The 20,476-nt window shown below is 44.1% G+C and carries 18 protein-coding genes and 12 tRNA genes; 26 read left to right on the top strand and 4 right to left on the bottom strand.

What is annotated here, in order from left to right:
* Nucleotides 1-14: 14 nt before the first annotated feature.
* The gene (locus AABA11_RS08465; protein WP_338266998.1) at nt 15-737 is read left to right on the top strand and encodes a flagellar brake protein; all 723 of its coding nucleotides are present in this window, start codon (nt 15-17) and stop codon (nt 735-737) included.
* 80 nt (nt 738-817) lie between these two features.
* Here AABA11_RS08465 and htpX read toward each other — a convergent pair whose 3' ends face one another.
* From htpX to AABA11_RS08450, 3 genes are all read right to left on the bottom strand, one after another.
* Nucleotides 818-1,696 (bottom strand): protease HtpX, encoded by an 879-nt coding sequence (gene htpX, locus AABA11_RS08460; RefSeq protein ID WP_338266996.1) that lies wholly within the window; start codon nt 1,694-1,696, stop codon nt 818-820.
* Nucleotides 1,697-1,763: 67 nt separating this feature from the next.
* Nucleotides 1,764-2,981, bottom strand: a complete 1,218-nt coding sequence (locus tag AABA11_RS08455) for a pyridoxal phosphate-dependent aminotransferase (RefSeq protein WP_322783820.1) — start codon at nt 2,979-2,981, stop codon at nt 1,764-1,766.
* 125 nt (nt 2,982-3,106) lie between these two features.
* Nucleotides 3,107-3,679 (bottom strand): YajG family lipoprotein, encoded by a 573-nt coding sequence (locus tag AABA11_RS08450; protein ID WP_265727934.1) that lies wholly within the window; start codon nt 3,677-3,679, stop codon nt 3,107-3,109.
* A 131-nt stretch (nt 3,680-3,810) separates the two neighbouring features.
* Here AABA11_RS08450 and AABA11_RS08445 point away from each other — a divergent pair.
* The 18 genes from AABA11_RS08445 to AABA11_RS08360 all read left to right on the top strand — a co-directional run bounded on the left by AABA11_RS08445 (nt 3,811) and on the right by AABA11_RS08360 (nt 12,267).
* Nucleotides 3,811-3,886, top strand: a tRNA-Glu gene (locus AABA11_RS08445).
* Between the two features lie 60 nt (nt 3,887-3,946).
* Nucleotides 3,947-4,021 (top strand) — tRNA-Gly (locus tag AABA11_RS08440).
* A gap of 58 nt (nt 4,022-4,079) precedes the next feature.
* Nucleotides 4,080-4,155: transfer RNA gene (locus AABA11_RS08435), tRNA-Glu, on the top strand.
* 66 nt (nt 4,156-4,221) lie between these two features.
* A tRNA-Gly gene (locus AABA11_RS08430) sits at nt 4,222-4,296 on the top strand.
* Nucleotides 4,297-4,354: 58 nt separating this feature from the next.
* Nucleotides 4,355-4,430: transfer RNA gene (locus AABA11_RS08425), tRNA-Glu, on the top strand.
* Nucleotides 4,431-4,496: 66 nt separating this feature from the next.
* Nucleotides 4,497-4,571, top strand: a tRNA-Gly gene (locus AABA11_RS08420).
* 58 nt (nt 4,572-4,629) lie between these two features.
* Nucleotides 4,630-4,705, top strand: a tRNA-Glu gene (locus AABA11_RS08415).
* Between the two features lie 66 nt (nt 4,706-4,771).
* Nucleotides 4,772-4,846 (top strand) — tRNA-Gly (locus AABA11_RS08410).
* A gap of 58 nt (nt 4,847-4,904) precedes the next feature.
* A tRNA-Glu gene (locus tag AABA11_RS08405) sits at nt 4,905-4,980 on the top strand.
* A gap of 61 nt (nt 4,981-5,041) precedes the next feature.
* Nucleotides 5,042-5,117 (top strand) — tRNA-Glu (locus AABA11_RS08400).
* Between the two features lie 17 nt (nt 5,118-5,134).
* Nucleotides 5,135-5,209, top strand: a tRNA-Gly gene (locus AABA11_RS08395).
* 28 nt (nt 5,210-5,237) lie between these two features.
* Nucleotides 5,238-5,313 (top strand) — tRNA-Glu (locus AABA11_RS08390).
* Nucleotides 5,314-5,361: 48 nt separating this feature from the next.
* A complete protein-coding gene (pabC, locus tag AABA11_RS08385) occupies nt 5,362-6,189 on the top strand; it encodes an aminodeoxychorismate lyase (RefSeq protein ID WP_265727933.1) in 828 nt (275 codons plus the stop codon).
* Nucleotides 6,176-7,207 (top strand): endolytic transglycosylase MltG, encoded by a 1,032-nt coding sequence (gene mltG / locus AABA11_RS08380; RefSeq protein WP_265727932.1) that lies wholly within the window; start codon nt 6,176-6,178, stop codon nt 7,205-7,207. The genes pabC and mltG overlap by 14 nt, the downstream gene beginning before the upstream one ends.
* Nucleotides 7,208-7,219: 12 nt before the next feature.
* Complete coding sequence (gene tmk / locus AABA11_RS08375; RefSeq protein WP_265727931.1) at nt 7,220-7,858, top strand: dTMP kinase; 639 nt, start codon at nt 7,220-7,222, stop codon at nt 7,856-7,858.
* Nucleotides 7,859-8,797: a DNA polymerase III subunit delta' gene (holB, locus tag AABA11_RS08370; protein ID WP_338266991.1), complete on the top strand. Its 939-nt coding sequence runs from the start codon at nt 7,859-7,861 to the stop codon at nt 8,795-8,797.
* Between the two features lie 7 nt (nt 8,798-8,804).
* Nucleotides 8,805-9,614 (top strand): TatD family hydrolase, encoded by an 810-nt coding sequence (locus AABA11_RS08365; RefSeq protein ID WP_265727929.1) that lies wholly within the window; start codon nt 8,805-8,807, stop codon nt 9,612-9,614.
* 175 nt (nt 9,615-9,789) lie between these two features.
* On the top strand, nt 9,790-12,267 hold the full coding sequence (locus AABA11_RS08360) for a Lon protease family protein (protein ID WP_338266988.1): 2,478 nt from the start codon (nt 9,790-9,792) through the stop codon (nt 12,265-12,267).
* Nucleotides 12,268-12,299: 32 nt separating this feature from the next.
* Here AABA11_RS08360 and AABA11_RS08355 read toward each other — a convergent pair whose 3' ends face one another.
* Nucleotides 12,300-12,551, bottom strand: coding sequence for a hypothetical protein (locus tag AABA11_RS08355; protein WP_265727927.1), 252 nt, complete (start codon nt 12,549-12,551; stop codon nt 12,300-12,302).
* 249 nt (nt 12,552-12,800) lie between these two features.
* On the opposite strand from AABA11_RS08355, the gene AABA11_RS08350 reads away from it, so the two are divergent.
* The 7 genes from AABA11_RS08350 (at nt 12,801) to AABA11_RS08320 (ending at nt 20,407) form a co-directional block, all read left to right on the top strand.
* A complete protein-coding gene (locus AABA11_RS08350; protein WP_338266984.1) occupies nt 12,801-13,232 on the top strand; it encodes a cytochrome b562 in 432 nt (143 codons plus the stop codon).
* Nucleotides 13,233-13,303: 71 nt separating this feature from the next.
* On the top strand, nt 13,304-13,660 hold the full coding sequence (locus AABA11_RS08345) for a hypothetical protein (protein WP_265727925.1): 357 nt from the start codon (nt 13,304-13,306) through the stop codon (nt 13,658-13,660).
* A 125-nt stretch (nt 13,661-13,785) separates the two neighbouring features.
* The gene (locus AABA11_RS08340; protein ID WP_265727924.1) at nt 13,786-14,847 is read left to right on the top strand and encodes an AraC family transcriptional regulator; all 1,062 of its coding nucleotides are present in this window, start codon (nt 13,786-13,788) and stop codon (nt 14,845-14,847) included.
* Between the two features lie 141 nt (nt 14,848-14,988).
* A complete protein-coding gene (locus AABA11_RS08335) occupies nt 14,989-16,758 on the top strand; it encodes an acyl-CoA dehydrogenase family protein (protein WP_338266981.1) in 1,770 nt (589 codons plus the stop codon).
* 67 nt (nt 16,759-16,825) lie between these two features.
* Nucleotides 16,826-18,475 carry an electron transfer flavoprotein-ubiquinone oxidoreductase gene (locus AABA11_RS08330; RefSeq protein ID WP_338266979.1) on the top strand — a complete coding sequence of 550 codons (1,650 nt, stop codon included), beginning with the start codon at nt 16,826-16,828 and terminating at the stop codon, nt 18,473-18,475.
* A gap of 115 nt (nt 18,476-18,590) precedes the next feature.
* Nucleotides 18,591-19,040, top strand: a complete 450-nt coding sequence (locus tag AABA11_RS08325) for a YaiI/YqxD family protein (protein ID WP_338266977.1) — start codon at nt 18,591-18,593, stop codon at nt 19,038-19,040.
* A 77-nt stretch (nt 19,041-19,117) separates the two neighbouring features.
* The gene (locus tag AABA11_RS08320) at nt 19,118-20,407 is read left to right on the top strand and encodes an NAD(P)/FAD-dependent oxidoreductase (protein WP_338266974.1); all 1,290 of its coding nucleotides are present in this window, start codon (nt 19,118-19,120) and stop codon (nt 20,405-20,407) included.
* Nucleotides 20,408-20,476: the final 69 nt, after the last annotated feature.

The following is a 20,476-nucleotide window of genomic DNA, read 5'->3' as shown; positions in this document are numbered from 1 at the left end:
GCTAAGGTAAGAGCATGGCTGGAGTAATGCAGGTCGATCTAGGAGATCTTGAAGTACCTATAGGGACGAATGTGCAGGTAGAGTTTATCTCTCCGCCTGGGCGTTATATGGTCAAGGTGTTAGGGAATATCCCTGGAAGATCGCTTATTTTGTCCACTCCCAAGTTGAATGGCAAAAGTATTCTTGTTCGCGATAGTCAAGTGGTGAATGTTCGCTTGATGCTAAGCACTCATGTGTGCGCTTTTTCGAGTAAGGTTGCAAAAAGTTATATGGAGCCTGCAGCCCATTTGCACATTGCATACCCTGAGTATGTTGAAACCTCAGAAGTGCGACAAGCTGTGCGAGTTGAGACGCGCTTAATATGTAATATAGAACCTAATGGTTCGGCGGTATCCATTGGTTCTGCATCATCAGCCGTGATTATTGATTTGAGCTTGGGTGGGGCTAAGCTGATTTCAAAAGAAGACTTTGGCTCTGTCAATCAAACGATGAAGCTTAATTGCAATGTCAAGGTGGGTCCCTATAATCATTTATTAAAGTTAGACTGTGAAATTCGTTCTCAAGAAATTCAGATGCTAGAGCAGGTTCAAGCGAGCCTAGTAGATAATGACTTTTTATCTAGGATGGGTGTGGAATATTTTTATGTGTACGGGATCCGTTTTGTTGACGTGGTGAAAGACGTGGGTATTCCCTTGATGGCGTTTATCTATGAGACACAAAGAAACAAAGCAAAGTAAATGAGTTTGAGGATTCGAAAAAATGCCAGCGACTTTGCTGGCATTTTTTTGGCTCTTCTAATGAGCTAAGTCTTTTCGTTCTACAGAGCCTGAAGTGCTTTGATGCGCTCTTCAATAGGTGGGTGGCTCGAGAACAGTTCACCCATTGTTGGTGTTTTCCCGCGACGAATGCCGAAAGCAAGCATGGAGTCTGGCATGCGACTTTCTTCGTGTTCCTGTTGCAATCTTGCAAGTGCGGCAATCATAGCGCCTTTGCCTGCCAACCTTGCGCCGGCTTCATCGGCTCGGTATTCGCGAAAACGCGAGAACCACATAACAATCATTGACGCCAAAATACCAAATACAATTTCGAAAACAAATGTGGCGATGTAGTAACCCCAACCTACTGAGCCTTCGTTGTCGTCTTTGCGTAAGAACTGATCAACAGCGTAGGCGGCTATCCGAGCAAAGAACATGACGAAGGTGTTTACCACGCCCTGAATGAGAGACAAAGTAATCATGTCACCATTCGCCACATGGCCTATCTCATGTCCTAATACTGCTTTGATTTCATCTGGTGAAAAACGATCTAGCATGCCGCTTGATACTGCGACGAGTGCATCGTTTTTATTCCAGCCTGTTGCGAACGCATTGGCTTCATGAGCTGGAAATATCGCAACTTCAGGCATTTTGATACCGGCTTTCTGCGAAAGTTCTTTCACTGTATCCAGTAGCCATACTTCCTTGTGATTACGAGGTTGTTCGATAACAACGGCGCCTGATCCACGTTTTGCCATCCATTTTGATAGAAGCAGTGAGATTAGGCTGCCAGTAAAGCCAAACACACCGCAGAAAATAAGCAGAGATGTGAAGTTTAGGCCATTGCTGGTCATGTAACCGTTAACACCTAAAAGGCTTAAAACAATACCCGCTACCACCATGACAGCTAGGTTTGTCAGTAAAAACAGAATAATACGCATGACTATGCTCCTTAAGAAACTGTTAAGGAGCATAGTAGGGCTTTCTTGAATTTATTCAAGAGAGAGCTTAGCGCTTTCTTAATCGACTTAAAAATGCAGCAAATCGATCCATGGCAGGAGAGAGTTCTTCGACATGAGGAAGGAAGACGAAGCGCACATGGTCGGGTGTGGGCCAATTAAAGCCGGTGCCTTGAACGATAAGTACTTTTTCTTCCCGTAGAAACTGCAACACAAGATCCATATCGTTTTGTATTTTGTACATCTTAGGGTCAAGGCGAGGGAATAGGTACAAGGCGCCCTCTGGTTTATGGCAATGAACACCAGGGATGCTATCAAGCGCTTCCCATGCGACCTTGCGTTGTTCGTATAAACGGCCGCCAGGAGTAATAAGCTCGTTAATGCTCTGATAGCCCCCCAACGCCGTTTGTACAGCATGTTGGGCAGGTACGTTAGCGCATAGTCTCATGGAGCTTAATATGTCCAGACCTTCTATGTAGTCGCTAATGCCACTCCTGTCACCTGTAATTGCCATCCAGCCTGAGCGGAATCCTGCAGTGCGATATACTTTTGATAGTCCACCGAACGTAATGCAGGGTGCTCGCCCTTCTGTGAGTGTGGCTGTAGGAATGTGCTTTGCTTCGTCATAGAGGATTTTGTCGTAAATCTCATCCGAAAAAATCAGTAAGTTATGTTCTTCCGCAAGGTTGACGATTGATTCAAGAACGTCTTTTTCATAGACCGCCCCCGTTGGGTTGTTCGGGTTGATAATGACGATGGCTTTGGTTTTGTTAGAGATTTTGGAGCGAATGTCGTTGATGTCGGGTTGCCAACCAGAGCTTTCATCGCACAGGTAATGTTTGACATAGCCGCCAGCCAGCGTGGCTGCCGCTGTCCAAAGTGGATAGTCCGGAGCCGGTATAAGGATTTCATCGCCGTCATTTAGTAAGCCTTGCATGGCCAAAACAATCAGTTCGCTGACACCGTTCCCCATCCAGACGTGGTTGACGTCAGCCGACTTTATTCCCATTGCTTGGTATTTTTGCATAACGGCTTTGCGTGCTGAAAAGAGGCCTTTGGAATCGCAATAACCTTGTGAAGTAGGCAGGTTACGAATTACATCAACCAATATTTCATCCGGCGCTTCAAAGCCAAATGGCGCAGGGTTGCCTATGTTCAGCTTTAGTATGCGTTGACCTTCTTCTTCCATGCGTACGGCTTCTTTAAGTACTGGGCCGCGTATTTCATAGCAGATGTTGGAGAGTTTGTTAGATTTGCGAATTTGCACCACGTTATCCTTACTGAAGCTGTGTGGGGAGAGGAGTCACTTTACACTTTACTTAATGCGGATCAAGGTGTGAAAAGAAAAATAGCTGCTTTATTGAGTAAGAAAGCAGCTATTTATTAGAAGGCTTACTGTTTCAATAATGCAATGACGTTGGGGTCGCCTAGTAAGCGGTTAACGGTTTGGCTGGCAAGTTCATTCATGTCGTCCTGAATTGCTTGTTGGTAGGGCATGGTTCCATACTCTCTGACTTTTTGAGAGCCGTAGTTGGCTTTATAAGTTTGGCCTTTTGCTGACAGCGTTGTTTTTAATTCAAATTCAAGAGTGGCAACGGTTTTTAATGTCTCCACTTTCGTGGTGTAGCTCATTTTTGTAATGTCTATCTGTAAATCAGCAGGTGGCATGACGCCTTGGTCTGGAGTGAAGCCTAATTCACGTAATCCTTTTAAGACGCTTTCCTTTACGCTTTGGTTAATGTCGTTTGTAGTAAATATGTCTGCTCGCTCGTTAATGCCTGTCTTTATAGATCCGATTGCATTGGTGAGTTTTGTGCTGGTGGATACGTCAATGACACGGTCATTTGTTAATCCAGAGTTTTTAACATCAACCTTTGGAGTAATGCTTATATAGTGTGTTGTAGAGCAGCCAGCCAATAAAAGAGTGGATAGGGATAGAGCAAGTAAAAGAGGTTTGCATTGCATAATGACTCCGATCAGATTGATTTCTAAAGCGACTTTTTGTCTAAGTGGCTTAAATTAATGAAAAAAACTGTTGATTTTAAGATTAGTAACAGTAATATACGCACCCGCTCACACAGCAAGATTGCAACGTTGTCCCATTCGTCTAGAGGCCTAGGACACCGCCCTTTCACGGCGGTAACAGGGGTTCGAACCCCCTATGGGACGCCATCTTTTCATAAGGATGTTTGTGTAGTCTACCTATTTTTAGATGTGTATGAGAAGTGTTTTGCGGGAATAGCTCAGTGGTAGAGCACAACCTTGCCAAGGTTGGGGTCGCGAGTTCGAGCCTCGTTTCCCGCTCCATCATTCTTGTTAGCGATAGCAGAGTGATCAGTTTACAGTTTTGTCAAAACTGAATTGTGTCCCATTCGTCTAGAGGCCTAGGACACCGCCCTTTCACGGCGGTAACAGGGGTTCGAACCCCCTATGGGACGCCACTATTTAGGATGCTCTATGTAGATAGAGGTCGTAAATCGCTTGAATAGAGTAGAGCGGTTAGTAATGCGGGAATAGCTCAGTGGTAGAGCACAACCTTGCCAAGGTTGGGGTCGCGAGTTCGAGCCTCGTTTCCCGCTCCATCATTCTTGTTAGCGATAGCAGAGTGATCAGTTTACAGTTTTGTCAAAACTGAATTGTGTCCCATTCGTCTAGAGGCCTAGGACACCGCCCTTTCACGGCGGTAACAGGGGTTCGAACCCCCTATGGGACGCCACTATTTAGGATGCTCTATGTAGATAGAGGTCGTAAATCGCTTGAATAGAGTAGAGCGGTTAGTAATGCGGGAATAGCTCAGTGGTAGAGCACAACCTTGCCAAGGTTGGGGTCGCGAGTTCGAGCCTCGTTTCCCGCTCCATCATTCTTGTTAGCGATAGCAGAGTGATCAGTTTACAGTTTTGTCAAAACTGAATTGTGTCCCATTCGTCTAGAGGCCTAGGACACCGCCCTTTCACGGCGGTAACAGGGGTTCGAACCCCCTATGGGACGCCACTATTTAGGATGCTCTATGTAGATAGAGGTCGTAAATCGCTTGAATAGAGTAGAGCGGTTAGTAATGCGGGAATAGCTCAGTGGTAGAGCACAACCTTGCCAAGGTTGGGGTCGCGAGTTCGAGCCTCGTTTCCCGCTCCATCATTCTTGTTAGCGATAGCAGAATGATCAGTTTACAGTTTTGTCAAAACTGACTTGTGTCCCATTCGTCTAGAGGCCTAGGACACCGCCCTTTCACGGCGGTAACAGGGGTTCGAACCCCCTATGGGACGCCACTTTTATTTACTGTGTAAATGATTGTGTCGTGATCTAGTGTGTTAAAATGAGTTTTAATGTGTCCCATTCGTCTAGAGGCCTAGGACACCGCCCTTTCACGGCGGTAACAGGGGTTCGAACCCCCTATGGGACGCCACTCTTTAAAATGTTTACGCGGGAATAGCTCAGTGGTAGAGCACAACCTTGCCAAGGTTGGGGTCGCGAGTTCGAGCCTCGTTTCCCGCTCCAATTTCTTTCGTAAAGAAAGTATTTATATGTCCCATTCGTCTAGAGGCCTAGGACACCGCCCTTTCACGGCGGTAACAGGGGTTCGAACCCCCTATGGGACGCCATTCCTTTTTGCGTTATCATAGCTAACCTTCAATTTTGAGTTTTTAGCCATGACATGGTTCGTCGATTATAGATTGAACAGCTCTGTTTCTGTTGCCGACCGTGCGTTTTCATACGGTGATGGTGTCTTTGAAACCATTCGTGTTATTCCTCAATGTTTTTTCCAGCTCAATGACCATTTATCTCGTATGTACCGTGGTTTGACTAAGCTCGGCATGCCGCTGAGTTTTGAGCAAAAACAAAATCTTACCCGTTTTCTGCATGACACAGTTTTGCCGTTCATTGATCGTGAATCCGTAGTGAAAATTATCGTCAGTCGAGGGGAAGGAGGGCGAGGTTATTTACCGCCAAATGACAGCAATCATACTATTGTCATTGGCATCCTAACTGCGCCGGATTATCAGACCATCCGCAAAAGTGGCGTTTCTCTGTCTATTTCACCTGTTCCCGTCAATAAAAACCGTTTTTTAGCGGGTATCAAACATTTAAACCGTTTGGAAAATATTGTGGCCAAGCGTTTTTTATTGTCTCCAGACTTTGAAGCCATCATGTTAAGTTCCGATCAGCGTGTCATTGAATGTATTCAGAGTAATCTTTTTTGGTTTAAAAGTGGCATTTTGTATACCCCAGCGCTTAGCGAAGCAGGTGTTCAGGGGACTTTTCGACAAGCTATTTTGAAAGAGCAAACCGCTTATGTGGTTCAAATAGGCAATTTTGGTTTGTCTGAGGTCAAATCGGCAGACGAAGTCTTTATTTCGAATAGTTTAATGGGCATTGTTCCTGTTACTGCTGTGGGCGGATTGTCTCTCCCCATTGGCATTCATACTCGTAAATTACAAAAATTAATGCAAAGTAAGGATGTGCATGCCGTTCTTTAGGTGGTTTTATCGTATTGTCTTTTTAGTTATGACGCTGTCAGCGATCTTAGCGGGTTATCTGTATCACTCTATTACCGTGCCGATATCGCTTAGCTCTGAGGATACTTTTGAGGTTCGAGCTGGAGATTCTGCATACAGTTTAGGTAAAGAACTGAGTTCTAAAGGTTTAATCTCTCAGCCATTTTTAACCAGAGTGGTGGCAAAGCTTCACCCAGAGTGGGTGCCGAAAGTGGGTAAGTATGCCATTGACCCCACGATGAATTTATTGGATCTGATGTCGCTTTTTGATTCAGGGCAATCCATTTTTTATTCCATTACCTTGTTAGAAGGTAAAACGACCCAAGACTTCCTTCGTACGATGCAGGCCAAAGGCAATATCAGCATGACATTACTAGAGGCGACAAATGAAGAGATTGCTCAGCGCATCGGACTAGATGTAACGCACCCAGAAGGACAATTTTTTGCGAATACGTACCGATATCACGATGGGGATACGGATGTGAGTATTCTGAAACACGCACACGAGTTGATGAGTCAGACCTTATCCACGCTTTGGGATAACAAAGCGGCAAATTTGCCTTATAAATCCCCATATGACGCTTTGATTATGGCGTCTATTATAGAGAAAGAAACCGGTGTTCCAGAGGAGCGTCCTTTGATTGCAGGTGTATTTATTAGCCGACTATTAAAAGGCATGCGCTTGCAGACAGACCCAACGGTAATATATGGGTTAGGAGAAAGTTTTAAAGGAAATTTAACTCGGAAAGGTTTACAAGATTCTTCGCCTTATAATACATACCGATATTATGGTCTGCCGCCAACTCCCATAGCAAATGTGGGCCGTGACGCAATAGCCGCGGCGTTAAACCCTGACAAGACGAACGCGTTGTATTTTGTTGCAAAAGGCGATGGAACTCATGCGTTTTCAAATACACTGAAAGAACACAATCAAGCAGTCAGAAAGTATCAATATAAGCGTCGAGAAGACTACCGTTCAACGCCAGAAAGTTCGAAATAGAGAGGTTGTATAATGAGAGGCAAATTTATTTCGCTTGAAGGAGGAGAAGGCAGTGGCAAAACAACCGCGATTCAATTTATCCAACAATGGTTAGAGCAGCACAGCATTCCCTATATTATGACTCGTGAACCGGGTGGAACGCCGCTAGCTGAAGAAATACGCCAGCTTATCTTGAGTCCACGTGAAGAAAAAGTGAATGATGTAGCGGAACTGTTACTTGTTTTCGCTGCGAGAGCTCAGCATTTGGCTGAAAAAATACAGCCAGCTCTTGATGAGGGTATTTGGGTAATCAGTGATCGATTTCTTGATTCAAGTTATGTGTATCAGGGTAAAGCGCGCGGTGGAGATGTGGCTGTATTGGATCAGTTGAGCCGCTGGGTTGTTGGTGAGAATAAACCTGATGCAACTTTGCTGCTGGATGTGCCTGTTGAGTTGGGACAGGAACGGGTTGTTCAACGTCAACACCAAGACCGTTTAGACAAGGAATCGTTGTCGTTTCATCAAAAAGTACGTGACGGTTTTCTTGAGCGAGCAGATGTCGAACCTGATCGAGTCAAAGTTATTGATGCCAGTCAATCATTAGAGTCGGTCAAATACCAAATTGAAAAGCAGCTTGTTCAACTCAATAATGCTTGGTCTGGAATTAGCTAAATGACACATATCGCGGATTGGCTCTTACCCTGTTTACGCCAAGTACAAGTTTTAAAGCAAACTAATAGCCTTTCGCACGCGTTGTTGATAACCGGAGCGGACGGTGTGGGACAAGAAGAGCTGGCCCACGAAATGGTGAAAGACTTGATGTGCGAAAGTGACCAAGCATCAGCTTGTGGATACTGCCATTCTTGTCAATTGATGCGAGCGGATACGCACCCAGACTTTCGTGTTCTTGATGGTGAGGCGTCTACGATAAAAGTAGATCAAGTTCGCTTACTCGTTCGTCAAATTAGCCAAAAGCCCCAAGTGGGCCACAATAAAGTGGTGCTAATTACCCACGCACAAGCCATGAATATAAATGCTGCGAACGCCGTGCTTAAGGCGCTTGAAGAGCCAGCGGCACGAACTTATTTTGTGTTGACAAGCTCTCAATCGACCAGTTTATTGCCAACCATTCGAAGCCGTTGCCTTTTGGTTAACGTGCCAACACCGAGCCTTGATGCAGTTAAGACATGGCTAACCCAACAACCAGAAGGGGAGGTTTTGTCATCTTTATTTTGGCTAACGACTCAGCCATTTCGACTATTGTCGATTCAGCAGCAGGGAAAAACGCCAATATATCTGGAGTTACCCCAAAAACTGAGTGAAATGGTGCATGGCAGGATGCCTGTCAGTGATGTTATTAAGGGTATGGACAGTAACAATGTTGAAGATTACTGCAATGGATTGGCCGCCATTTTACATCAGTGTATTTGCCACTCTACAGGAGCGCCATTAGACGCTGCGTTGCAAGGTATTTTTAACGTACTTGTGTCTCGATTGGGTATTCAACAACTTATGTTGCGTTATCAATCCCTGCAAAATTTAAAGTCAGACCTTCAAAAAACAAACTTAAACCCCATAATGCAACTAACACACGAATTGAACCAGTGGTAAACAGACTATGTTAATTGATACCCATTGCCATCTAGATATGCTGGATTTGGCACCCTACAACAATGATGTTAACGGCGCATTAAACGCGGCTTATCAGCAAGGTGTTAGGCAATTACTGACCATATCGGTTGATTTGAATAAAATGGACACGGTATTAGGGTTTACTCGGAGGGAGGGTGTGTATGCCAGTTGTGGTGTTCATCCATTACAGAGTGAAGGATTGGTTCGTGATGATCTTTTGCTTGCTCGCTACGCTGCGGATCCAAAAGTAATTGCTATCGGTGAAACGGGCTTAGATTATTTTTATGAGGCGTCAGAGCAAGCTCATGAAGCACAAAAGGTGAGCTTTATGCATCACCTTCAGTTAGCTGGCAAACTGGAGTTGCCTGTCATTGTTCATACCCGTAACGCAAAAGCAGATACTATGGCTTTGATTAAGCAATATGGCAACCGCGACTCTGCCGGAGTATTGCATTGCTTTACCGAAGATTATGACATGGCAAAAGCCGCGTTGGATGAAAATTATCTGATTTCTATTTCGGGGATAGTGACGTTTAAGACGGCTGAGGATCTAAAAGAGACAGTGCGTAAGCTTCCTTTGGAATCGTTGATTGTTGAAACTGATGCTCCGTATCTTGCGCCGGTTCCTTATCGAGGAAAGAAAAACGAGCCCAAATACGTGTCCGAGGTCGCACAATATGTCGCTGATTTAAAAGGTATTCGATACGAAGCGTTGCTAGAAGCCACGGCACAAAACTTCCACCGAGTGTTTTCAAAAGCCAACCCAGAAAATTTGTTACAGCCTACTCATAACTGATAAACCTCTATTTTATTGAGCAAGTAGTCACTCTGATATTTGTTTTGTCATATAGGCGAAGTGGCATCAGAGTGTTAGTCTCAACATATTGTATTTACATAACATATTCGAAAGAGAAGTGTTTCTCTTTCACAGACCATTTTTTACGGTCTGTTCAACAAAAGGAAACCCATTGATGTCTAACATGGTTGCCTCTCTACCTTACCAAGCGCTTGCTGCAAAAGTACCGAATGATCACCTGACGTTTAAAACGCTTAATGACATAGAGCCACTCAGCGGTATTTTAGGGCAAGAACGTGCTGTGGAAGCGATTCAGTTCGGTGTCGCTATGCAACGTCCTGGTTACAATATTTTTGCCATGGGGGATTCTGGTACAGGGCGTTCATCCTATGTGTTGAGTTACTTGCGCAGTGAGGCAAAACGCCGACCAGCACCAAATGAATGGGCATACGTTAATAACTTTACTGAAAGTCATCGCCCGAAAGCGATCGAATTTTCTCCGGGCTTGGCCTCAGAGTTTGAAAAAGAGATTCGTGCCCTAATAGACGGCCTAATGGCGACGTTTCCTGCCGCATTTGAAAACCCGTCCTATCAGCAACAAAAGTCTGTTATTGATCGCGCATTTAATGATCAATATGAAGCCGCTATCAACAAAGTAGAACGTATTTCAGGGAAAATTGGCGTTGCGATGTTCCGCGATGCATCGTCAGTAAGTTTTGCACCAATGAAGGACGGAAAGGCTTTAGAAGAGAACGAGTTTGCCGCACTGACTGACGATGAACGCGATGCTTTCCAAGAGGGTGTATCAACATTGGAAGGGCTGCTCAATGAAGAGTTGTTGGGATTGCCACAATGGAAACGTGCGACATACGAACAAATTCGTCAGCTGAACTTAGACACCGTAGAAGAAGCTCTTGATCCGCTCATGTCTGGTTTGTTTGAAAAATACCAAGATAATGCTGATATTACGGCACATCTCAAAGCATTAAGGGACGATCTAGACAAGACCATTATTGACCAAATGGCAGACGACAAAGCGTCTGAAAACCGTGATGAGATAGGTCGTCGTCAGTTTTACGAGGAGCTTTATCTACCTAATATTGCCATTACTCATGAAGCAAACAGCGGGCAGCCAGTTGTTTACGAGCCGCATCCAACTTACCGTAATTTGTTTGGGCAGGTGGAACATAGCAGCGATCAAGGTATGTTGGTGACCAATTACCGTTTGATACGCTCTGGCAGTTTGCATGCCGCGAACGGTGGTTATTTAATTTTGGATGCCGAAAAGCTACTAACGGACCATTATTTATGGGAAGCCCTAAAGCGAGCTCTTAAAAGTAAAACCATCAAAATTGAGCACCCATACGCTGATATGGGCTTAATGAATACAATGACGTTGTCGCCACAAGATTTGCCATTACAGGTGAAGGTTGTGTTGATTGGCGCTCGTGATATCTATTATTTGTTGCAAGATGCTGATCCTGATTTTCAAGAAATGTTTAGAGTGTTAGTGGATTTTGACGACACTTTGAAGCGCTCCAAAGAATCTGAATTGTCGTTTGCACGTCTCATGAAAGATCGTGTTGACAAAGAAGAGTACGCTAACGTCACTCGAGATGGTGTAGCGGCGCTCATTGAATACAGCAGTCGTTTGGCTGAACATCAGCGTGAAATGGCCGCAAAAATTGGTGACGTGTTTGAATTATTGGGCGAAGCGGATTTTGTGCGTCAAATGGCCAAAGACAGCGAAATCACCGCTGACCATATTGCCCGTGCATTAAAAGCCAAAAAACACCGCACAGGTCGAGTGAGCGAAAAAATCATTGAGGAAATCATTGAAGGCACTGTGCTATTGGAAAGTGATGGTCATGCTGTTGGTAAAATTAATGGTTTGACCGTGATGCAAATTGGCGACAGCAGTTTCGGTGCGCCTGCTCGAATTTCTACTACGGTCTATCCTGGCGGAAAAGGCATCATTGATATCGAGCGTGAATCCAATTTAGGCCAAAATATTCACTCTAAAGGGGTGCTTATTTTATCGGGTTACCTGGGCAATAAATACGCTCAACGTTTTCCTTTGGACATTTCAGCGTCTATTGCAATGGAGCAAAGCTATGGCTATATCGATGGCGACAGTGCATCAACGGCCGAATTGTGTTGCTTGCTTTCAGCGTTGATTCAAGTCCCATTGCGTCAGGATCTTGCGATTACAGGTTCCTTGAACCAATACGGTGAAATACAAGCCATTGGAGGCGTTAATGAAAAAATTGAAGGATTCTTTAATGTCTGTAAGGCTCGGGAACTAACAGGGACTCAGGGCGTTATCATCCCAAAATCAAATGCGGTTAATTTGATGTTGAATGATGAAATTATAGTGGCTGTTAAAGCCGGTATGTTCCATGTTTATGCTGTCTCTACAGCCGATGAAGCCTTGCATTTATTGACTGGGCTTGAGCCTGGTGTTGCAAATGAAGAGGGTGAATACCCTGAAGGAACCTTATCTTCGAGAGTCATCGAGCGACTAGAAGAAATTTCGAAACTCGGTGAGGAGGAAGAGGAAGACGAAGAAGAGTCGGAAGATGACGAAACGACTTCTGATAAATCATCGGACAAAAAAAAGACAACAGAGAAAAGCAAAAAATCTGAAAAGTAGCCTTTCTCCATAGTACAAGAACCAATGGTTAGCTAATGCTTTCCATTGGTTCTTTTTATTATCTCGGCTTTGCATTTATCGTTTATCAGTGAATACACCGTGTAATACAGGTCGCTTTCTTTCACATACACGTAACTGGCCACTTCTTTACGTTCACTGGGTAGGTGCTTTTTTAACACCTGAGCCCTTTTGAATGTTTTTCCGCTCATGTATTTTTGGGCTTCTTTGTCTGCTGATAATTTGGCATCAAAGTCACTGCATTCTGCGAATGTTATTTCACTCATCAGCAAACAGAGTAGAACGGAAAAAGTAAACTTCAAGCTGAATATAATGAACTCCTCTCTTATTTAATGTCAAAGTGCTTACGATACACAGCAAGTGTACCATTCGCCAATAAATGAATTTGATAAGACATACAAAGTGACGTTCCTTTTACAATATTGTAGGTGTTATTTTTGGTGATCGTGTTATTTTAAATTTAGAGATTTATTGAATTAACGGTGTTTACACATTTTATGATTAAGGGTGTATTTATGAATAAAGGTCTTCTTACTGCGGCAATTGTCTCCATTTCTTGTTCATCAGCACTGTTTGCGGCTGAATCTTGTGATGATACTGCGCTGCACGGTTATATGGAGCACATTAAAGACGAAATGCGCTCAATGTCTTCCGATATAAAATCAGGAAACAGCGAATCCGCATCAAAACATGTAAACACACTAATCATGTACTTTGAGAAATCGCGTGCAGAGACTCCCTACAAATTTACAGCTGAACAGATGCAAGGCAGTGAATTAAAAAACAACAAGGCTGACTACGAGAAAGTCATTAATGAAACGATTTCCGTATTGAAAAATCTGGATGTTGCGTTGCAATCTGGCGATCAATCAGAAGTAAGAAAATGGCTTGGTGCTATGGGGAATCAGCGCAAACAAGGGCACAGTGCTTTTAAAGCAAATTGCTAGAAATTGCGAGTGCTGCTGGATGACCTAGCGTGAATTCACTGCTACAATGCGCGCGATAAAGAGAGGATAATATGGCTCGTGTTAAAAAATCGCGCAGTATGCGTGGAAAACTTGGTAAAACTGGATCAAAAGAGATGATGAAAGAGCAAAACAAAGCTCGTAAATCTTCATCAACTCGTCGTTTTGTGACTAAAAAAGCCAAAGAACGCAAAGAACAAGCGCACAAAAAACTTGAACGTTTAGGATTGCTACCAGAAAAAGAAGCAGGAGCCGCACCAGTGCGTCCGCGCCGCTTTGTTTTCGTTAAGCCTGTTGATGAAAAAGCAGAACAAGCGAAATCGGATTTGCTTGAAGCATCAACTGCAGATACAGACAGTGAAGATTTGTCATTGGACGAATTGTTATCTGCTTTTACTGAACAGAAGTAAACGAAAAGTTAGAAAAGCAAACTAAATAAATGAAAAAGGCTGCAGATGCAGCCTTTTTTTATGTTAAAAAAGCACCCTAAAATAAAAATATTAATTCTGATCATTTGTTAGATAAGGTGATAAGTGTGAAAGCGTCTGTTCCAATGTCGAGTGTTCGTTACCTATTAAAAGCGGTTGAAGATCAAGGATTAGACCGCCAAGCTGTGCTCGCCAGTCTGGAGATAACACAAGATGAGCTTGAGCAAAGTGACTCTTTTCCGGCTTATCGATACGGCATGTTGTACCAAAAAATCATGTGGCTAATGCAAGATGAGTCTTTTGGCATGCTGAGTGGAGGAAAGGTACCCAATGGTACCTTTAGGATGATGTGTTTGTGTATCATTCACGCAAAGAGTCTGGCGCATGCCCTATACCGTTGCAGTGACTTTTATGAAATTTGCAGAGGACCAACGGTAAAACCGGTACTGATTAAAAAAGGCCGCTTTGCCATGGTCACCTTTGCGGGGTTGGATTCCTCTGATGCGGACCTAGACACCTTGGTGGTTCCAGAATCGAAAGAGCAACTCCGCACTACGCTTTCCATGTGGCACCATTTCATTTGTTGGCTAATAGGCCGCCGTTTAAATCTTAAAGCGGCGTATTTTACCAGCGAGCGCCCAGATGACGTGGAGTACTACAAAACACTTTTTCAATCAGAAGTGAAATTCAATCAGCACGCGAACGCTTTAGTCTTTCCAGCCAGCTATCTCGATATGCCAATCGTTCAAACAGAAGACAGCTTGAGAGGGTTCTTAAAAACCGCACCTTATCAATTGCTCGTAATGGTAGAAAACGACAACAGTTTGAAATCTCAAGTAATGGCAATGTTGGGTAAAGATTTTTCTCGCGAAATGCCCAGTGCCGATGAGGTGGCAAGCGCGCTCAATATGAGTGTTTCCACATTACGTCGTCGCTTGAACGATGAAAAAACGTCCTACCAAAGCATTAAAGACGATTGCCGCAAAGAAGCCGCCATTACCTACATGAATGCCCCTCAGTTGAGTATTAATGACATTGCGGCGTTAATGGGGTTTGATGAGCCTAGCGCCTTTTTCCGCTCCTTTAAAAAGTGGACGGGAATGACACCAGGCGAGTATCGAAAAAGTGAGGAATACCTTAAATTCGGCAAAGCGATGAAACGCCTATAAATTAAGCGCTACGAGAACATTAGGAATCGTTTTGAATGTATTTGTTAGAGATATAGGTCTGAATTGTTATTGAGGGATTTGCAATATTTTTCCATTCTATAGGTATAAATCCGCTCGGATAACTAACTCGGAGAATAAAAAATGAGCGAATACCTATACCCAATAAACGATATTTTATTCAGCTTACGCTCTGTTGCGAAAACGCAACGGTTAACACCCTACATTGAAGACGCGCTTGATGACGATCTGTTGGAGGCGATTTTGGGTGAGGCTGGTAAGTTGGCCGAACAAGTCATTGCCCCAATAAACGCAAGTGGCGACAAACAAGGGTCACGGGTTGAAAATGGCGAAGTAATTGAAGCGACGGGGTTCAAAGAAGCGTTTAAGGCGTACTCTGAAGGCGGCTGGATAGGGCTATCTGGTGATCCGGAGTATGGTGGACAAGGTTTGCCTTCCTGTGTCGCTACAGCGGTCAATGAAGGCGTTCAATCTGCAAACCTATCTTTTTCACTGTGTCCTTTGCTTAGCTTAGGTGCTATCGAAGCCATTAGCTTGCACGCAAGTGACGAGCTTAAACAACAATTCCTTCCTAAAATGCTGGCTGGCGAGTGGGCTGGCACTATGAATCTGACAGAGCCGACGGCAGGTTCTGATCTGGCTGCTATTGCCTGTAAAGCGCTTCCTGATGGCGATGTTTTCCGTATCAAAGGGCAAAAAATATTCATCACATGGGGCGATCATCAAATGAGTGACAATATTATTCATTTGGTTTTGGCGCGTTTGCCTGATGCTCCGGAAGGCGTTAAAGGTATTTCTTTGTTTATTGTGCCTAAATTCCTGTTAGACGATCAGGGTAAACCGTCAGAGCGTAATGATGTTCATGTTGTATCCGTCGAGCATAAAATGGGCATACACGCCTCACCCACATGTGTTATGAGTTTTGGCGACAATGCAGGCGCTGTTGGCTACTTAGTAGGCAATAAAAATGAAGGCATTAAAGCGATGTTCACGATGATGAACAACGCCAGACAGGGTGTCGGCTTACAAGGCTTGGCCATTTCTGAACGTGCCTATCAACAAGCATTGGAGTATGCCAAGGAACGTAAACAAGGTTTGAATGCCGAACGTACAGAGCGTGCTGCGATTATTGAACATCCTGATGTGTTGCGTATGTTGATGATGATGAAATCTCAAATTGACGCGATGCGTTCGCTTATTTATGTGGCCGCTGTCGAAAATGATTTGTCCCATGTGGCGACAGGTGAGCAAAAAGCACAATCGGCTGCAAGAACGGCACTCTACACGCCGATCGTGAAAGGCTGGATCACTGAGCAAGCTCAAGAAGTGACGTCTTTGGCCATACAAATTCATGGTGGTATGGGCTTTATTGAAGAAACTGGGGTGGCTCAACATGCCCGTGATGCGCGTATTTTGCCTATCTACGAAGGAACAAATGGTATTCAAGCGATTGACTTGATCGGTCGTAAATTGCATTCAGATAATGGCGCAGCGATGAATGCGTTGTTGTTAGAGATTGATAATGAAATAGCTCAGTGGAGACAATTCGGCCTGAATGAGTATGCTGATAAGGTGAGTGTGGTTCTTGAGCAGTCCAAATCAGCAACAGAATTGTGCTTGGCAGCCATGTCAAAAAACGCGGTTCTAGGAACGGGCTTGGCGTATCCTTATATGATGTTAATGGGATACTTAATTGGAGCATGGTTGCAAGTGAGAGCGTTGCATGCAGCTAAAACTGAATCAAACTTCAATGAAGAACAACAAGATTCGTGGGCGCATTCAGTGTCATTCTATTGCGACCACGTATTACCGAGATCGTTAGCGTATCTTTATGAAATAAAGTTTGGCCAACCAACTGTTGACAAGCTAAACAAAAATGTTTTCAATCGTTAGAAAGGCATTCCCCGTCATAAGTGTGAGTGTTTTAAAAATAAGAAATATGCCCTCATAGGGAGGCAGTATGACAGACAGAGAAGTAATGGAATTTGATGTGGTGATTGTTGGCGGTGGCCCTGCAGGGTTATCAGCGGCATGCCGTATAATGCAGAAAGCCAAGGCCGAAGAAAAAGAAATCAGCGTTTGTTTGGTTGAAAAAGGCTCTGAAATTGGTGCCCACATTTTGTCGGGAGCGGTGGTTGATCCAAAAGCACTGACAGAGCTATTCCCAGACTGGCAAGAGATGGGCGCGCCTTTACACACCAAAGTGAATGTTGATGAACTGCATTGGTTAAGTTCTGATGCCAATGCAAGGCAGTTAAGCAACTGGATGGTACCCAAAACGCTCCATAACGATGGTAATTATATTATCAGCTTGGGTAACTTATGTCGTTGGCTTGCCGAACAGGCGGAGTCTTTAGGTGTTGAAGTGTTTCCGGGCTTTTCTGCAGCGCAACTCGCATACAATGAAGACGGTCATGTCGAAGGGATTATAACGGGTGACATGGGATTGGCGGAAGACGGAACCGAAAAAGATGGCTTTATGCCAGGCATGCTTTTAAAGGCCAAGTACACGATTTTCTCTGAAGGCTGTCGAGGTCACCTTGGTAAAGAGCTCATGGCACGCTTTGAGCTGGATAAAGGCAAAGCTCCTCAGCATTATGGCTTAGGCATTAAAGAGCTGTGGGATGTCCCCGCGTCTCAAAGCAAACCTGGAACCGTGATTCATACTGCTGGTTGGCCACTGGGGAACGAAGCGGGTGGCGGTGGCTTTCTTTATCACTTAGAAAATAATCAAGTAGTAGTTGGCTTGATTGTCGATCTGAACTATAAAAATCCGTATCTCAGCCCTTATGATGAATTTCAGAAATACAAACATCATCCTATTATTGCCGAAAACTTAAAAGACGCTAAGCGGGTCTCTTATGGCGCCAGAGCGATTGCTAAAGGTGGCTGGGCTTCGTTACCTAAAATGCACTTTCCAGGCGGATTGGTGATTGGTTGCGACGCAGGAACATTAAACCCAGCGAAAATTAAAGGCACTCATACGGCGATGAAAAGTGGAATGTTGGCCGCAGAGAGTATCTTTGAGGCTTTGATTGCGGAACCATCATCCGTTGACTTATCCCAATTCGACGACGCCCTTCGCCAGTCTTGGTTGGGAGAAGAGCTGCAACAAGCCCGAAATTTTGTGCCAGTAATGCACAAATTAGGCACGTTTTGGGGTGGTGCTTACAATTGGTTAGATCAAAACATTTTCTCGGGTGGTTTGCCGTTTACGTTTAAAGACATGACTCCAGATTACGCCTGTTTAGAGTTGGCAGACAAACATGTTGCACCAGAATATAAAAAACCAGATGGTTTATTAAGCTTTGATAAATTGTCTTCGGTGTTTTTGTCTAATACCAATCATGAAGAAAATCAGCCTTGTCATTTAAGGTTGAAAGACGCGAGCATACCGGTACAAAGTAATTTGCCAAAATACAGTGAGCCCGCTCAACGATACTGTCCTGCGGGGGTCTATGAAATCGTGGAATCTAACAATGAATCGATTTTTCAGATCAACTCACAGAACTGCATACACTGTAAAACTTGCGACATTAAAGACCCTGCACAAAATATTACGTGGGTAACGCCAGAAGGTTCTGGCGGGCCAAATTACCCAAATATGTAATTCATCTCACGATGCAAACAAACGGATCACGCTTATGTGCTCCGTTTGTTCTTATTCATTACTGGATTTCACTTTTCGACTGATCAATAATGGAGCCCTACAAAAGGGGAATCCTATGCGCTTGTGGGTCGATGCCGATGCCTGTCCAAATGTTATTAAAACCATTCTGTTTCGTGCTGCGGAACGTGTTCAAATCCCATGTATCCTTGTTGCTAACCAAGCCATTTCTATCCCGCCATCTAAATGGATCGAACGAAGAGTTGTCAGTTCTGGCTTTGACGTTGCAGACAACTACATAGTGGACAACATTGATAGTCAGGATTTGGTGGTGACTGCGGATATTCCTTTGGCGTCAGATGTTATCGACAAGGGTGCGCTTGCTATTAATCCAAGAGGTGAGCTCTATACAAAAGAAAATATAAAGCAGCGTCTTGGTATGCGGGATTTTATGGAGCAAATGCGTTCATCGGGTGTTCAAATGGGTGGGCCGGCAACCTTTAATCAACAAGATCGTATGGCATTCGCTAATACGTTAGACAAATTATTAGCGCAACGAAAAAAATAGCAGCTGTTCATTGAGGCATCTGGAAAGTGTTTTTTTGAATACTTTCCAGATTATTCAATGTTTATAGGGGATTTTGCATGAAAAAAATCGTAGTAGTTGGTGGTGGTGCTGGAGGCTTAGAGCTGGTCACCAAATTAGGCCATGCTTTTGGTAAAAAGCGTCAAGCCGATGTCGTTCTTATCGATAGAAGTCAGACTCATATCTGGAAGCCGCTATTGCACGAGGTTGCGACAGGCTCTTTGGATATAAATAATGATGGACTTAATTATCGGGCCCATGCGGCAAAACATCATTATCAATTCCAGTTGGGAACGCTAATGGGGGTGAATCCCGAAGAGAAGACGCTCATTCTGGATTCTCTGTCTGATGACATGGGGCACATCGTTCTACCTGAGCGGACGATTTATTATGACATACTGATTATGGCTGTCGGCAGTGTGAGTAACGATTTTGGCACACCGGGCGTTGCTGATCATTGTTATTTCTTGGATTCACACAAACAAGCTGAACGTTTCCAACAGGCACTATTGAATCAGTTTTTACGCGTTCATCAAGAAGGGCCAGAGGCACAATTAAAGCTGGCGATTGTTGGCGGTGGCGCCACGGGCGTTGAATTATCTGCTGAGCTTTTCCACGTGGCCGATATGTTAAAAGCGTATGGCATGCCTGAGATGTCGGGTAAGCGAGTACAAGTGCAATTAATTGAAGCCGGACAGCGAATTTTGCCCGCTTTACCTGATCGCATCGCTTCTTTAGCGACCAAAGAATTGATTCGCTTGGGGGTCACTGTCAGCCAGAACACCCGCGTTGTTCGCGCTTACGACGGCGGATTTCAAACTGCGGATGAGAGAAATATTGAAGCCGACTTGATGATTTGGGCTGCAGGTGTAAAAGCGCCGGACTTTGTGGCGAACATAGAGGGATTTGAAACCACTCGAAATAATCAGATATTGGTAAAAGGCACCTTACAAACCACGGCTTTTGATGATGTATATGTGATTGGTGATTGTTGTGCGTGCAAGCAAGCGGATGGTTCTTTTGTGCCACCAAGGGCGCAGTCTGCTCATCAAATGGCCAGTTTGGTGTTTGATAACATCAAGGCTTCTTTTTTGAGTGAACCGCTTAAAGAATATACCTATAAAGATTACGGCTCTTTGGTTAACTTGAGTCGCTACAGTACGGTAGGTAATTTAATGGGGAATTTGATGGGCGGGTCTATGTTCATTGAAGGTCGTATTGCTCGTTTTGTGTACGTATCTTTATATCGCCTTCATTTGATTGCGATACACGGTTGGTTCAAAGCGACGGTGATTATGGCTGCTCAAAAAATCGGAAAAGTGGTTAAGCCAAAACTCAAGCTGCATTAAGTCGACATCGACATAGTAAATGCTATTAAGAGCCGAGTCATTGAACTCGGCTTTTTTATTGGTATAAGT

The sequence above is a fragment of the Marinomonas pontica genome, assembly GCF_036322735.1.
GTDB classification, from domain to species: domain Bacteria; phylum Pseudomonadota; class Gammaproteobacteria; order Pseudomonadales; family Marinomonadaceae; genus Marinomonas; species Marinomonas pontica.
Note: the sequence above shows the minus strand (reverse complement) of the source record. Positions and strands in the feature narration are given on the sequence as shown.

Excerpts from the sequence above, each read along its gene's own strand:
- AABA11_RS08465 (WP_338266998.1), top strand. The coding sequence starts at position 15 with ATGGCTGGAGTAATGCAGGTCGATCTAGGAGATCTTGAAGTACCTATA.
- htpX (WP_338266996.1), bottom strand. The coding sequence starts at position 1,696 with ATGCGTATTATTCTGTTTTTACTGACAAACCTAGCTGTCATGGTGGTA.
- AABA11_RS08450 (WP_265727934.1), bottom strand. The coding sequence starts at position 3,679 with ATGCAATGCAAACCTCTTTTACTTGCTCTATCCCTATCCACTCTTTTA.
- pabC (WP_265727933.1), top strand. The coding sequence starts at position 5,362 with ATGACATGGTTCGTCGATTATAGATTGAACAGCTCTGTTTCTGTTGCC.
- mltG (WP_265727932.1), top strand. The coding sequence starts at position 6,176 with ATGCCGTTCTTTAGGTGGTTTTATCGTATTGTCTTTTTAGTTATGACG.
- tmk (WP_265727931.1), top strand. The coding sequence starts at position 7,220 with ATGAGAGGCAAATTTATTTCGCTTGAAGGAGGAGAAGGCAGTGGCAAA.
- holB (WP_338266991.1), top strand. The coding sequence starts at position 7,859 with ATGACACATATCGCGGATTGGCTCTTACCCTGTTTACGCCAAGTACAA.
- AABA11_RS08365 (WP_265727929.1), top strand. The coding sequence starts at position 8,805 with ATGTTAATTGATACCCATTGCCATCTAGATATGCTGGATTTGGCACCC.
- AABA11_RS08360 (WP_338266988.1), top strand. The coding sequence starts at position 9,790 with ATGTCTAACATGGTTGCCTCTCTACCTTACCAAGCGCTTGCTGCAAAA.
- AABA11_RS08355 (WP_265727927.1), bottom strand. The coding sequence starts at position 12,551 with ATGAGTGAAATAACATTCGCAGAATGCAGTGACTTTGATGCCAAATTA.
- AABA11_RS08350 (WP_338266984.1), top strand. The coding sequence starts at position 12,801 with ATGAATAAAGGTCTTCTTACTGCGGCAATTGTCTCCATTTCTTGTTCA.
- AABA11_RS08345 (WP_265727925.1), top strand. The coding sequence starts at position 13,304 with ATGGCTCGTGTTAAAAAATCGCGCAGTATGCGTGGAAAACTTGGTAAA.
- AABA11_RS08335 (WP_338266981.1), top strand. The coding sequence starts at position 14,989 with ATGAGCGAATACCTATACCCAATAAACGATATTTTATTCAGCTTACGC.
- AABA11_RS08330 (WP_338266979.1), top strand. The coding sequence starts at position 16,826 with ATGACAGACAGAGAAGTAATGGAATTTGATGTGGTGATTGTTGGCGGT.
- AABA11_RS08325 (WP_338266977.1), top strand. The coding sequence starts at position 18,591 with ATGCGCTTGTGGGTCGATGCCGATGCCTGTCCAAATGTTATTAAAACC.
- AABA11_RS08320 (WP_338266974.1), top strand. The coding sequence starts at position 19,118 with ATGAAAAAAATCGTAGTAGTTGGTGGTGGTGCTGGAGGCTTAGAGCTG.